Consider the following 13857-nt stretch of genomic DNA (forward strand, 5'->3'; position numbering starts at 1 on the left):
GCCCCCACACCCCCGATCTCGGGGGGGCCCCCGCACCCCCCCCCCCCCCCCTCCTCTCGTGCTCGCCCCCGGGCGGCCCGACCCCGCCCGGTCCACGAGGCCACCGTCAGACGGCGGCGAAGCCCTTCTTCAGCGCCGTGGCGATCTCGACGGCGCGGCGGGTCTGGAACTCGACCGCGGCGAGGTTCTCGCCGGCCACGTTGCTCGCCTCGTTCGCCGAGACGCTGCTGGCGCCGTACGGGTTGCCGTTGGCCGGGGCGAACTGGACCGGGTCCGCGTAGCCGGGCGCCACGATGATGGCGCCCCAGTGGTAGAAGGTGTTGTTCAGGGCGAGCAGCGTCGACTCCTGGCCGCCGTGCGAGGTCGAGGTCGAGGTGAACGACGCGGCGACCTTGTTGACCAGCTTGCCCTGGGCCCACAGGCCGCCGGTGGTGTCGATGAACTGCTTGATCTGCGCGGCCGGCAGGCCGAAGCGGGTCGGAGTGCCGATCAGCACGACGTCGGCCCACTCCAGGTCGTCGAGCGAGGCGACCTCCACGTCGCGGGTGGCCTGGACGTGCTCGGCCCACTCCGCCTTCGTGTCGATGACCGACTGCGGGGCCAGCTCCGCCACCTTCCGCAGCCGCACCTCCGCACCGGCCTTCTCCGCGGCCTGCGCGGCGGCGTTCGCCAGCGTGTGCACATTGCCGGTCGACGAGTAGTAGATGACTGCGACGTTGGTCATGACGGACCTGCTCCTCGGTAGGGACGGGGGGCCCGCTGCGGACGGATGGGCCCTTTCGCGACCTTCCCCGAACGGAACGGCGGCCTTCCACGCGGTCGGTGAAAGTCCGTCAAGTTCCGCACCCGGATGTCACTTCCCGGCGAAGAACCGCAGCAGAGCCCGCTCGTCGTCGTCGTTCAGCTCGATGGAGAACAGCTCCCCGAGCGCGCACACCGTATCGGCGGCGCTCAGCTCACGCCGCTCGACGCGCCCGTCCGGGTACCGGATCTCCAGCGACGTGTCCCGCAGCAGCCGGCGCTCCTTCTCCGTCTCCTTCTGCGCGACCAGCTGACCGACGAACGGCGAGCCCGGACGGGTCGAGGAGAGGTAGTGCGCCGCCTCGAAGTCGATCCGGAACTGCGGCTCCTGGCGGAACGCGTACATGTCGAACCAGCCGTCGTCCGTCCCCTCCCCGGGGATCCGCACCACCCAGTCGGGCCCGTCGGCCGCCAGCCGCCAGGTCCAGTCCGCGACCGAGGAGACCGCTCCGTCCCGCAGCGGCAGCGCCTCCATCAGGCCGCTGTAGCCGTATCCGGCGTCCGCGAGCCAGACCTGGTCCTCCACACGGACCAGCAGGACCGTGTGGGTACGGAAGCGGCGCCTGGCCTCGCCCTGCCGGATGCGGGCGAGGAGACGGGTCACCGGAAAGCCGAGCCGGTCGAGGGCGGCGGCGAGCAGCAGGTTGTTCTCGTAGCAGTAGCCGCCCCGCCGCGCCCGGACGAGCTTGTCCTGGATCCGGTCCAGGTCGAGCGAGACCGGGCGGCCCAACGCGATGTCGATGTTCTCGAACGCGATGGACTCCATATGGCCGCGCAGCACCCGGTGCAGGGTGTCCGCGGTGGGGGTGCGGGGCCCGCCGAAGCCGATCCGGGCGAGGTAGGCGTCGAGGTCGAGGAGCTCGCTCTGCCACTCCGGATCGGTCTCGACGGCGACGGGCAGTCCGTAGGTTCCCAACATGTCTGTCTCCTGGATCAGGTGCTCGGATGCTCAGATGCGATACGGGTCGTCGTGCGCGGGGCGCTCCCGCAGGAGTTCGGGCGGGATGGTGTCGGGACAGACGGCCGCTTCGACGACCGGGCGGAAGGCGGGCCCGGCGGGACCGACGGTGTGCCCGTCCCGCCCGGCCGGCTCCTCGGCGGCCGCTTCCTCCACCGGGGGCCTGAGCGCCGCGGCGAGGCCGGCGGCCAGCGCCGCGCCGAGGACCGGGCCGATCAGATACGCGGTGAGGAAGCCGAAGTTCCCCGCCCACAGCGCGGGCCCGAACTGCCGCGCCGGGTTGACCGAGCCGCCCGAGAGCGGCCCGAGGACCATGACGAAACCGGTGATGCACAGCCCGACGACCCCGGGGATCAGCCACTCCCAGCGCGGCCGGATCAGCAGCGCCGCCACCAGCGTCATGCAGATCAGCTGACCGACCGTCTCCGCCGTCAGCACCCCCCAGAAGCCCCAGCCGGGCTGCGGCGCCACCGCCGCCCAGCCGACCTGGGGCAGCCCCACGTGCGCGCCCCAGACCAGCCGCGCCAGCCCCACACCGGCCACGGCGCCGGTCATCTGCGCCACGCAGAACGGCAGCACGTCCCGGCCCGGGAAGACCCGCAGCAGCCACAGCCCGATGCTCACCGAGGGGTTCATGTGCCCGGCGGTCTTCCGGGACATCGAGTAGTGGATGATCGCCGTGTTGACGACGCCGAAGAAGATCCCGAGCGCGACGAACGCCGCCCGCCCCTTCAGTACGGAGCCGAGGGGCGCGTCCGGAGCGAAGATCCAGCGGGACGTGGTCACGATGAGGAAGAGGATCCCCGCCGTGATCAGGAACTCCAGGACGACGGTGCGGGCGCGCGGGGAGAGCAGCTCCCTGCGCGGAGCCCGGTGACGACTGCTGTGGGCCATGATGACCAACTCCCAGCTGTGATGCGGTCGGTACAGGCGGCGCGGGTGGGACGTGACGTACACACGCGTGCGCGGCGCCGCGCACGGCCGGAAGGCCGGACACGACGCCGCGGTGGGGCGAACGCGCAGGTCAGAGCTCGATACGGACCTTGTAGTCGAGCACCCACGCATGGAACTCGACCAGCCGCTCCATCACCGCCCGGGTGCCCCAGAGCCCGCCGAGCGCCGAGTACTCCTCCAGCGGCCTGTCGAGGAGCCGCTGGATGCCCTCGCGCGGGACGAGCCGCAGCACCGGGGAGTCGTCGGCGAGCAGCGCCTCGACCTTGGCGCGCAGCGCGGTGACGTACGCGATGTCCTGCGTGGAGGGGTACGGGCTCTTCTTCCGCTCCAGGACCGACTGCGGCAGCACGTGCGCGGCGGCGGCGCGCAGCAGGCTCTTCTCCCGGCCGTCGAAGTTCTTCATCTCCCACGGCACGTTGTAGACGTACTCGACGAGCCGGTGGTCGGTGAACGGGACGCGGACCTCAAGGCTCGTGGACATGGAGATCCGGTCCTTGCGGTCCAGCAGGAACTTCTCCCAGTGTTGGATGTTGAGCCAGGTCAGCTCCTTCATCCGCTCCTCGTGCCGGGAGTCGCCGGCGAGCCGCGGGACCGCCTCCAGGGACTCGGTGTACCGGCGCTTGACGTACTCCTCCATGCCGAGCCGTTCCCAGAGCCCGATGTCCTTGATCGTGTCCAGGCCGCCGAGCCGCCGCCAGGCGTCGTACCAGGGGAAGGTGTCCCCGTTGACGGCCTCCTCGTCGAAGAACCAGTTGTAGCCGCCGAAGATCTCGTCGGCCGCCTCGCCCGACAGCGCCACCGTGACCCGCTCCTTGAGCGCCTTGCACAGGTGGTGGAGCGAATGCTCCATGTCCCCGGTCGACACCGGCAGGTCCTGGGCGCGCAGCACCGCGGTGCGGACGTCGTCGTCGAGGATGTCCTGGTTCTCCAGCTCCACGATGACGTGCTCGGCGCCGGCGTGTGCGGCGACGTCGACGGCGTACGGGGTGTCCGGGTCCATCCAGATGCCGTTGTCGCGGAAGGTCTCGCCGTGGTCCTTGAAGTCGACCGAGAAGGCGGTGATCCGCTCGTCCGAGCCCTGGTCGCGCAGCACCTTCGCGGCGAGCGCGGTCACGGCGCTGGAGTCCAGACCGCCGGAGAGCAGGGTGCCCACCTTCACGTCGGCGATCAGCTGCCGCTCGATGATGTCCTCGAGCAGTTCGCGGACGGTGGCGATGGTGGTGTCCAGGTCGTCCGTGTGCGGGCGGGCCTGGAGCGTCCAGTACGTACGGGTGGTGGAGCCCGCCCTGGTGAAGCGGACGGAGGTGCCGGGGACGACCTCGCGCATCCCCTTGAAGACGGCGTGGCCGGGGGTGTTGATGATGGCGAAGATCTCGGCGAGGCCCTCGGCGTCGACCACGGCCTCCGCCTCGGGGTGGGCGAGGATCGACTTGGGCTCGGAGCCGAAGAGGACGCCGTCGGCGGTGGGGTAGTAGTAGAGCGGCTTGACGCCCATCCGGTCGCGGACCAGGAGGAGTTCCTCGCTGCGCGGGTCCCAGATCGCCAGCGCGTACATGCCGTTCAGCCGTTCGGCGAACTCCTCGCCCCACTGGAGGTAGGCGTGCAGCACGACCTCGGTGTCGGACGCGGTGCGGAACTCGTGCCCGAGGGCGGTGAGTTCCTCCTTCAGCTCGCGGAAGTTGTAGACCTCGCCGGTGTAGACGAGGACGGGCTGGCCGTCGTCGCCGGGGACGGCGTGCATGGGCTGGCGGCCGTTCTCCAGGTCGATGATGGAGAGACGGCGGTGGCCCAGGGCGGCGTGCCGGGTGAGCCAGATGCCGCCGTCGTCCGGTCCCCGGCACTCCAGGGTCCGGGTCATGGCCTCGGCGGTGTCGCCGCCGAGCGTCAGGTCGCGGTCGTAGGCGACCCAGCCGGTGAGTCCGCACATGGCGCCTCAGGTCCTTTCTCGAATGATCAGCGGGATGTACGGAGCCGGGAGCCGGTGGCGGGCTTCGGGACCGGGACCCAGCCGGCGGTGTCCCAGTGGGCGAGCTGACGCAGCGCGGACCGCTCGCCGACCTCGGCGACCCGCTCCCCGCCGAGGATCAGCGTGGAGGGCCGGTCCGGCGAGAACACCGGCACCGCGGGGGCGTTCGGGCTGCTCGGCGCCCTGCCGTGGGCGAAGGAGGACACCAGGTCGATGAAGGTGTCCGAGACCAGCCGCTCCAGCGGGCCGTCGCCGTAGTGCGGGGCGTTGGCCGCCGAGCCGTAGGTGCCGAAGAGGAACTTGGACGTGGCCTCGTGCGGGGTTCCGGTCAGCGGCGGCGCCACCGGGTGCGCGAACTCCACCAGATAGCTGGGGACGTCGGGGCGCTCGGTGGCCTGCCGCTCGGCGAGCCGGGTGATCTGGTAGCGGAAGAGGCTGTCGCCCCAGATCGCGCCCCAGATGGACACCGGGTCCTGCGGGAGTCCGTCGATCGCGGCCGCCCTGCGGTAGGCGGAGATCGCGGCGTCCACCTCCGTGTCGGCCACATGGGCCGCGCCCTTGTGCAGCACGGCGCGGATCGCGCTCCGCAGGCTCTCGTCGTCGGTGGGATGGGGGCCGGGGAAGGGGTAGCCGGGCCCGGTGGTGAAGAAGGTGCCCTCGGTCCGGCCGTAGATCGACAGGGTGGGCAGCTCGGGGGTGGGCAGCTCGAAGTCGTGGCCGAGCATCCAGCGGCCGTCGACGACCGGGCCCTGGTACTCGCGCCAGGTGGATATCTCGCGGTCGACGGGGCTGCCCGAGAAGATCTTCTCCCAGGTGTCCTTGAGCCGGGCGGCCGGCACGGAGCGCAGGCCCCGCACGGTGGTGCCGAGCTTCCGGGCGACCAGCTCGAAGACCCGGTGCGAGTCCTCCCGGCTCAGCGAACTCGCCGGTTCCCACACGTGCTTGACGCTGATGGGGACGATCCGGCGCACGGTTCCGCGCAGTTCGGGAAGGAGACCGAGCTGCCAGGTCGAGGACCCGCCGGCCGAGGTGCCGGCCAGGGTGATGTTGTCGGGGTCGCCGCCGAAGGCGGCCGCGTTGCGGCGCACCCAGTGCAGCAGCGCCACCTGGTCCTGCAGGCCCCAGTTCGCGTACCCGCCGGTGCGTTCGTCGAGCAGGTCCTCGTGCAGGCCCCAGCCGAGGGCGCCCAGCCGGTAGTTGAAGGTGAGGACGACCATGTCGCCGTGGGCGGCGGGCCGGGCGCCGTCGAAGTCCGGCTCGCTGCCGGCGCCGAGGAACCAGCCGCCGCCGTGGATGTAGACCACGACGGGCCGGGCGCCGGCGGTGTCCGGGGTCCAGACGTTCGCGTAGAGGCTGTCCTCGCTGGAGTCCGGCAGGTACGACTGGTACGAGACGGGCGCGAACGCGGTCGCGTCACGGATTCCGCGCCAGGGGCTGACCGGGCGCGGAGAGCGGTAACGCAGGTCGCCGACCGGGGGAGCGGCGTAGGGCACCCCGCGGAAGACGGACAGTCCGCCGGCCCGTTCGCCCCTGATCAGACCGCCGCCGACACGGGTGACGACACTGGTGGCCTCGCCGCCGCCACCGGTCCGCACCCCGCCGTCCGTCCCCGCGGCCGAGGCCGCGCCGGCCGGTACGGTCACCGCCGTCGCCACCGCTGCGGCGGCCGCGACGACCGTACGTCTCCGTGGCATGGGTGACGGCTCATGTCCAACTCCCGACCGGTCCATAAACAAAACTCCCCGGGTATGCGAATGCCAAAAGACTTGGCGCGTCGAAGAGTGACGACGATGCGAGGGTGCCGCAGGTCCTGGCCTCGGCCAATGCGGTTCGGCGTACTCAGTCAGGTCAGTCGGATCGGCCTCCGAAGCAGCGTCACGGTGACCTGACGGATTCACCTCCGACCCTTTGAGCACACCCATGGGGCTCGGCACTATCCAGGCATGACAACGTCGATTCTGGACTCCCGCCCCCTTTTCGAGCTGGGCGCCGAGATTCATATCGCGGCCTCCGCCGACAAGATCTACTCGATCGTCAGCGACATGCAGCGGCATTCCGAATGGAGCTCGGAACTCCAGGGCGGCCGCTGGCTGTCCGGAGAGCCCGGGAAGGTCGGTTCGATCTTCGAGGGCGAGAACTTCCGCAGCGACGACATCGTGTCCTGGGCGCCGCTGATCCGCGGAATCTGGCACACGAAGTCGGAGGTCGTGGAGACCACTCCCGGCCGTGCTTTCCGCTGGAAGATCCACTCCAAGACCGGCGAGCCCCAGGAGCTCACCTGGTCGTTCCTCGTCGAGCCCGCCGAGAACGGAGCCACGCTCTCCCAGACATTCCGCATGGGCTACGCGTCGCCCGGAATCCACGAGATCACCAAGGACATGCACGAGGCCGACAAGCAGAAGTTCATCTCCGACTGGACGGCCAAGATGACCCGGGACGTCACCGAGACCCTGGGCAGGATCAAGGTCGTCGTCGAGAAGGACTGACGCCCACCGCCACCAGGAACGACGCATCGACGGGCCGGCCCGCAAGGGCCGGCCCGACGCGCGCCCGGCCCGCGGCGCGCCGTGAGCCCCCGCCCGGAACCGCCCGCGCCCGTCGTGCGCCGGCGAGCGTTCCGCACCGCCCCGCGCCCAGGTCCGCGCCCCCGCCCGCGACCGCGCCGGGCCCCACGAACCGCCCCCGCGCCCCGTCGCGCGCCGGGGCCCCACACCCCCACACCCCCACAGGCCCCCCACGTCCCCCCACGAAGCACGGAGATACGGGTGCGCACAGGGCGCGCCCATGACGAGGGGAATCCCCATGCTTTCCAGACGACGGTTCATCGGTGCCGCCCTGGCGACAGGCGGCACGATGGCCACCGGCGCAGCCCTGACCCCGCTGCTCGGCGCGGCATCGGCCACCGCGGCCGACGCGACCGCCGTCGCGTTCTTCACCCGGCCGATGCCTCTGCCGCAGGTCATCGCGCCCAGCTCGACCGCCGACGGCGTCGACACCTACAACATCTCGATCAAACGGACCACCAAGGAGATCCTGCCCGGGCAGCTCACCGAGGTCATCACCTTCAACGGCGGCTTCCCCGGGCTCATCCGGGCCACCTCGGGCCGTCCCGTCGTCATCAACCAGTACAACAAGCTGGACATGCCGACCTCGATCCATCTGCACGGCGGGCACGTCGCCCCCGAGCACGACGGGGACCCGATGGCCACCATCGCCCCCGGCGGCGTGCGCGCGTACCACTACCCGAACCGGCAGGGCCACGCCCCGCTGTGGCTGCACGACCACGCCCACCACATGGAGTCCGAGCACGTCTACCGCGGTCTCTCCGCGTTCTACCTGCTCACCGATGCCGAGGAGCAGGCGCTTCCGCTGCCCTCGGGCGCGTACGACGTGCCGATCATGCTGCGCGAGGGGAACTTCGACGCCGCCGGACAACTCGTCTACGCCATGGACGACTTCCGCGGCCGGTCGACCATCATGGCCAACGGCAGGGCCTGGCCGCATTTCCAGGTCGCGGCCCGCAAATACCGCTTCCGGCTGCTGAACTCCACCAATCTGCGGTTCTTCACCCTGCGGCTCGCGGACGGCTCGCCCTTCATCCAGATCGGTTCCGACGGCGGCCTCCTGGAGCGACCGTTCTCCACCGACACCGTCGCCCTCTCACCGGGCGAACGCGCCGATGTCGTCATCGACTTCTCCCGATATCCCGTCGGCACCCAGATCGTCCTGGAGAACACCGAGGGTCCGGGGCCGGCCGAACTGACCGGAAAGGTCATGCGCTTCGACGTGGTCAAGACCGCGAAGGACCCCAGCGCCGTACCCGCCACACTGCGCACCCTGCCTCCGCTGCCGGCCGTCACCGGCCGCCGGACCGTCGTCATGAGCATGGACGAGGACGGCAGGCCCGCCCCGCAGGGCTACATGGACGGAAAGGTCTACGACCACCACCGAATCGACAACACCGTCCCCTGGGGCGGCTCGGAGATCTGGACGGTGACCAACAGCAATCAGGCCATTCCGCATAACTTCCACATTCACCTGGTGCAGTTCCGTGTACTGGAACGCAACGGAAATCCGCCCGGCCCCGCAGAGGCGGGGCTCAAGGACACGATCCGTGTGATGCCCGGCGAGACGGTGAAGTTCCAGGCAACATTCGACAGCTATCGCGGAAAGTACCTGTACCACTGCCACATGCTCGACCACGCGGCCATGGGAATGATGGCCCAGATGGAAGTCGTGTGAACAGCGGACCAACCGACCTGATGGATTCTCCGCCCACTTGACGGAGTGCGTCCGTCACCATTGGCCGTGAGCCAGTGAACGACGGATGATTCGAGGGAATTACGGGCCGGCCGGCCCAGTCGTGGCACACCCATTCGCGAGACACCGGTTCGTCGGACCGGTTCGGTTGCCCGCCCGGCCGGCCCTTTTCGGATCCCGCCCCGAAGAATCCCACCCGCACCCGTCGTCCTGTCGTCTTAGGAGAGACTCCCTGTGGACAACACTCTGCTCGACATCCGGCGAAGGCCGGCTCTGCAACAGCCCGTGTGGGACGACTCCTCGCAGGTGGAGCGCGTACGGGAGGAGCTGAGCGTCCGCCCCGCCCTGGTCAGCCCCCAGGACGTGCACACCCTGCGCAACCTCCTCGCCAGGGTCGCCGCGGGCGAGGCCGTGATCGTCCAGTCCGGCGACTGCTCCGAGGACCCCGACGAGTCCACCGCCGCGCACGTCGCCCGCAAGGCCGCCGTCCTCGACCTGCTCGCGGGCGCGATGAAGATGATCACGCACAAGCCGGTGATCCGCGTGGGCCGCATGGCCGGACAGTTCGCCAAGCCCCGCTCCAACGACACCGAGAAGGTCGGCGAGCTCGAACTCCCCGTCTACCGGGGCCACATGGTCAACGGCCCCGAACCCGACCCGGAGTCCCGCCGCCCCGACCCGCTGCGCCTGCTCACCGGCTACATGGCGGCCAACGACATCATGGGCCACCTCGGCTGGCGCAAGCCCGTCGGCCGCCCGGTCATCGACCCGCCGGTCTGGACGAGCCACGAGGCCCTGCTCCTCGACTACGAGGTGCCGATGCTCCGGCGCGACGACGAGGGCAGGCTGCTGCTCGCCTCCACCCACTTCCCGTGGATCGGCGAACGCACCCGCCAGACCGACGGCGCCCACGTCGCCCTGCTCGCCGAGGTCGTCAACCCGGTCGCCTGCAAGGTCGGGCCCAGCATGACCCCCGACGAGCTGCTCACGCTCTGCGAGATTCTCGACCCGGCCCGCGAGCCCGGCCGGCTCACCCTCATCGCCCGCATGGGCGCCGAGAAGGTCGCCCAGAAGCTGCCGCCGCTCGTCGAGGCGGTCCGCGCCGCCGGCCACCCGGTGATCTGGCTGACCGACCCCATGCACGGCAACACCGTCACCGCGCCCGGCGGACTCAAGACCCGCTACACCACCACCGTCGAGCGGGAGATCTCCGAGTTCCAGCTCGCCGTGCGCTCCTCCGGCGGCATCGCCGGCGGCGTGCACCTGGAGACCACACCCGACGACGTCACCGAGTGCGTCCTCGGCGAGCAGTGGGTCGGCCGCTGCGGCGAGCACTACACCAGCTTCTGCGACCCGCGGCTCAACCCCGGACAGGCCGTCACCGCCATCTCGGCCTGGCGCGCCTGAGACCGCCCCTCAACCCGTACCGGAACCCCGGAGGTAGTGAGATGCAGGACAAGATCGCCCTCGTCACCGGCGCCGCGGGCGGCATCGGCGCCGCGGTGGTCCGCGCGCTCGCCGAGCGCGGTGTGACCGTCGCGGCCGTCGACCGGGACGAGTCCACGCTCAAGCAGCGCGTCGCGGCCTTCGTCGTCGAGGGACTGGCCGTCGAGGCGTTCCCTGCCGACGTCACCGACAGCGCCCAGGTCACCGCCCTGGTCGAGGAGGCCGAGCGGCGCCTCGGCCCGATCGACTACCTCGTCAACGCGGCCGGTGTCCTGCGCCTCGGCCCCGTCCGGACCTTCTCCGACGAGGACTGGGCGGCCACCTTCGCCGTCAACGCCACCGGCGTCTTCCAGGTCTCCCGCGCCGTCGTCGACCGGATGATCCCGCGCGGCTCCGGCGCCCTCGTCACCGTCGCCTCCAACGCGGCCAACACCCCGCGCACCGAGATGGCCGCGTACGCCGCCTCCAAGGCCGCCGCCTCCCTCTTCACCAAGTCGCTGGGGCTTGAGGTCGCCCCCTACGGCATCCGCTGCAACCTGGTCGCGCCCGGCTCCACGGACACCCCGATGCTCTCCTCGATGTGGCACGACGAGACCGGGCCGAAGGGCACGATCGAGGGCCGCCCCGAGGCGTACCGCGTCGGCATCCCGCTGAAGAAGCTGGCCCTGCCCACCGACATCGCCGAGGCCGTCGTCTTCCTCCTGTCGGACCAGGCGTCCCACATCACGCTGCACGACCTCACCGTCGACGGCGGCGCGTCCCTCGGCGCCTGACCCACCCCCACCCCGCGAACTCCGCACACACGTCACGAGAGGACGGTCATGGCCGGGATACCCCCCATCGAGGCCTATCCGCTGCCGACCGCCGGCGCCCTGCCGCCGGTCACCCCGCACTGGACCGTGGACCCGGACCGCGCCGTGCTGCTCGTCCACGACATGCAGCGCTACTTCCTGGCGCCCTTCCCCTCGCCGCTCCGCGAGGAGATCATCACCAACGCGGCCCTGCTCCGCGACCGTTGCGCGGCCCGCGGCGTCCCCGTCGCGTACACCGCCCAGCCCGGCGGCATGACCCCCGAACAGCGCGGTCTGCTCGCCGACTTCTGGGGCCCCGGGATGCGCCTCGACCCCGCCGACCGCGAGATCGTCGAGCCGCTCGCCCCCGCCTCGGGCGACTGGCTGCTCACCAAGTGGCGCTACAGCGCCTTCTTCAAGACGGACCTCCTGGAGCGGATGCGCTTCCACGGCCGCGACCAGCTGATCATCTGCGGGGTCTACGCACACATCGGTGTGCTCGCCAGCGCCGTCGAGGCGTTCACCCACGACATCGAGACCTTCCTCGTCGCCGACGCCATCGGCGACTTCACCGAGGCCGAGCACCGCTCGGCCGTCGCGTACGCGGCCAAGCGCTGTGCCGTCGTCACCACCGCCAAGGAGGTGCTGGGGTGACCACACCGGCCCTTCCCGACCTGCTGCACCGGATCCTCGGCCCGAACCCGCCCGCCTTCGCCGTGCTGCACCGGCCCGAGACCACCGGGCCCGGCGCCCTCGACCTGCTGACCGGCGAGGTCTCGCTGCCCGCGACCCTCGCCGATCTCCCGCTGCGCGAGGACGGCACCGGCACCGCCCGTCACGAGGTCCTCGCCGTCGTCCCGTACCGCCAGATCGGCGAGCGCGGCTACGACCGGACCGACGACGGCGCCCCGCTCATCGCGATGAGCGTCACCGAGCAGACCACCGTCCCGCTCGACACCGTCCTCGCCGCGATCCCCGACGTCCCGATCACCCTCGGCGACGGGAGCTTCGACGTCGACGACGACGCCTACGCGGAGATCGTGCGCCGGGTCGTCGCCGACGAGATCGGCACCGGCGAGGGCGCCAACTTCGTCATCCGCCGCTCCTTCACCGTCGACATCACCGACTACGGCCCCGGCAGCGCGCTGACCTTCTTCCGCCGGCTCCTGGAACGCGAGTCGGGCGCGTACTGGACCTTCCTCATCCACACCGGGGACCGCACCTTCGTCGGCGCGTCCCCCGAGCGTCACGTCAGCCTCGCCGACGGCACCGCCGTCATGAACCCCATCAGCGGCACGTACCGCTACCCGGCCTCCGGGCCCACCCTCCCCGGCGTCCTCGACTTCCTCGCCGACCGCAAGGAGGCCGACGAGCTGTACATGGTCGTCGACGAGGAGCTGAAGATGATGGCCCGGATCTGCGAGGGCGGCGGCCGGGTCGTCGGCCCGTACCTCAAGGAGATGGCCCGTCTCGCGCACACCGAGTACTTCATCGAGGGCCAGACCGACCGCGACCCGCGGGAGATCCTGCGCGAGACGCTGTTCGCGCCGACGGTGACGGGCTCGCCGCTGGAGAGCGCCTGCAAGGTGATCTCCAAGTACGAGCCCCGGGGCCGGGGTTACTACAGCGGCATCGCCGCCCTCATCGGCCGCGACGCGCTCGGCGGCCGGGCCATGGACTCCGCCATCCTCATCCGCACCGCCGACATCGACGCGGGCGGCCGGGTCTCCATCGGCGTCGGCGCCACCCTGGTGCGCCACTCCGACCCGGTGTCGGAGGTCGCCGAGACCCGCGCCAAGGCCGCCGGGCTGCTCTCCGCGCTCCAGGACGACGGCGGCTCCCGCTTCCGCGCCCACCCGCGGGTACGGGAGGCGCTGGAGCGGCGCAACGCCACCATCGCCGGCTTCTGGCTGGCCGAGGAGTCGGGCCGGGGCAGGCCCGATCCCGCCCTCGCCGGACAGCGCGTCCTGATCGTCGACGCCGAGGACACCTTCACCTCCATGATCGGACAGCAGGTCCGGGCCCTGGGGCCGGAGGTGACGGTCCGGCGCTTCGACGAGGAGTACGGGTTCGACGGCTACGACCTCGTCATCATGGGCCCCGGCCCCGGCGATCCGCGCGAGGCCGGCCACCCCAAGATCGCTCATCTGCGGTCCGCCGTCGCCCGCCTGCTCGGCGAGCGCCGGCCGTTCCTCGCGGTCTGCCTCAGCCACCAGGTCCTCGGCCTGCGCCTCGGCCTGGACCTCGCCCGCAGGGACGTCCCCAACCAGGGCGTCCAGAAGGAGATCGACCTCTTCGGCGCGCGGGAACGGGTCGGCTTCTACAACACCTTCGCCGCGCGCTGCGCCGAGGACGCCTTCCTGCACCCGGAGTTCGGCCCGGTCGAGGTCAGCAGGGACCCGGGGACCGGCGAGGTGCACGCGCTGCGCGGCGCCGGCTTCGCGTCGATGCAGTTCCACGCCGAGTCCGTGCTCACCCAGAGCGGCCCGCGGATCGTCGCCTCGATGCTGGGCGGGCTCGTGAAGAGCGGCGTCGCCGTGCAGGCGGCGCGGTAGGGGAGCGGCGGGACCCACACGACGCGGCGCCGCCGGAGATCCCCGCCGGCCCGCGTGCGCCGTCGCCCGCCCCCGGTGCGGGGCGCGGGTGGGGGACCACAACGGTAAGAGCTCGCGGACGGGACA

General features: G+C 71.2%; 11 protein-coding genes. 6 read left to right on the forward strand and 5 right to left on the reverse strand.

Going from position 1 to position 13857, the window contains the following annotated elements; genetic code table 11:
- Nucleotides 1-106: 106 nt before the first annotated feature.
- The 5 genes from wrbA to AB0D99_RS35185 all read right to left on the reverse strand — a co-directional run bounded on the left by wrbA (nucleotide 107) and on the right by AB0D99_RS35185 (nucleotide 6373).
- Nucleotides 107-724 carry an NAD(P)H:quinone oxidoreductase gene (wrbA, locus tag AB0D99_RS35165; RefSeq protein ID WP_362372138.1) on the reverse strand — a complete coding sequence of 206 codons (618 nt, stop codon included), beginning with the start codon at nucleotides 722-724 and terminating at the stop codon, nucleotides 107-109.
- Nucleotides 725-853: 129 nt separating this feature from the next.
- On the reverse strand, nucleotides 854-1720 hold the full coding sequence (locus AB0D99_RS35170; protein WP_362372141.1) for an arylamine N-acetyltransferase: 867 nt from the start codon (nucleotides 1718-1720) through the stop codon (nucleotides 854-856).
- A 30-nt stretch (nucleotides 1721-1750) separates the two neighbouring features.
- Nucleotides 1751-2653, reverse strand: a complete 903-nt coding sequence (locus tag AB0D99_RS35175; protein WP_362372144.1) for an aquaporin — start codon at nucleotides 2651-2653, stop codon at nucleotides 1751-1753.
- Nucleotides 2654-2783: 130 nt separating this feature from the next.
- Nucleotides 2784-4640: an asparagine synthase (glutamine-hydrolyzing) gene (gene asnB / locus AB0D99_RS35180; protein WP_362372147.1), complete on the reverse strand. Its 1857-nt coding sequence runs from the start codon at nucleotides 4638-4640 to the stop codon at nucleotides 2784-2786.
- Nucleotides 4641-4666: 26 nt separating this feature from the next.
- Nucleotides 4667-6373 (reverse strand): carboxylesterase family protein, encoded by a 1707-nt coding sequence (locus AB0D99_RS35185; protein ID WP_362372150.1) that lies wholly within the window; start codon nucleotides 6371-6373, stop codon nucleotides 4667-4669.
- A 249-nt stretch (nucleotides 6374-6622) separates the two neighbouring features.
- On the opposite strand from AB0D99_RS35185, the gene AB0D99_RS35190 reads away from it, so the two are divergent.
- The 6 genes from AB0D99_RS35190 to AB0D99_RS35215 all read left to right on the forward strand — a co-directional run bounded on the left by AB0D99_RS35190 (nucleotide 6623) and on the right by AB0D99_RS35215 (nucleotide 13731).
- The gene (locus AB0D99_RS35190; RefSeq protein ID WP_362372153.1) at nucleotides 6623-7165 is read left to right on the forward strand and encodes an SRPBCC family protein; all 543 of its coding nucleotides are present in this window, start codon (nucleotides 6623-6625) and stop codon (nucleotides 7163-7165) included.
- A gap of 316 nt (nucleotides 7166-7481) precedes the next feature.
- Nucleotides 7482-8921, forward strand: coding sequence for a multicopper oxidase domain-containing protein (locus AB0D99_RS35195; protein ID WP_362372156.1), 1440 nt, complete (start codon nucleotides 7482-7484; stop codon nucleotides 8919-8921).
- A gap of 252 nt (nucleotides 8922-9173) precedes the next feature.
- Entirely contained in the window at nucleotides 9174-10346 is a 1173-nt protein-coding gene (locus tag AB0D99_RS35200) for a 3-deoxy-7-phosphoheptulonate synthase (protein WP_362372159.1), read from the forward strand.
- Between the two features lie 41 nt (nucleotides 10347-10387).
- A complete protein-coding gene (locus AB0D99_RS35205; protein ID WP_362372162.1) occupies nucleotides 10388-11158 on the forward strand; it encodes a 2,3-dihydro-2,3-dihydroxybenzoate dehydrogenase in 771 nt (256 codons plus the stop codon).
- A gap of 48 nt (nucleotides 11159-11206) precedes the next feature.
- Nucleotides 11207-11830 carry an isochorismatase family protein gene (locus tag AB0D99_RS35210; RefSeq protein ID WP_362372165.1) on the forward strand — a complete coding sequence of 208 codons (624 nt, stop codon included), beginning with the start codon at nucleotides 11207-11209 and terminating at the stop codon, nucleotides 11828-11830.
- Nucleotides 11827-13731 carry an anthranilate synthase family protein gene (locus AB0D99_RS35215; protein WP_362372168.1) on the forward strand — a complete coding sequence of 635 codons (1905 nt, stop codon included), beginning with the start codon at nucleotides 11827-11829 and terminating at the stop codon, nucleotides 13729-13731. Before AB0D99_RS35210 ends, AB0D99_RS35215 begins: the two co-directional genes overlap by 4 nt.
- Nucleotides 13732-13857: the final 126 nt, after the last annotated feature.

This window comes from Streptomyces sp. NPDC047971 (assembly GCF_040653355.1).
Taxonomy (GTDB): Bacteria; Actinomycetota; Actinomycetes; order Streptomycetales; family Streptomycetaceae; genus Streptomyces.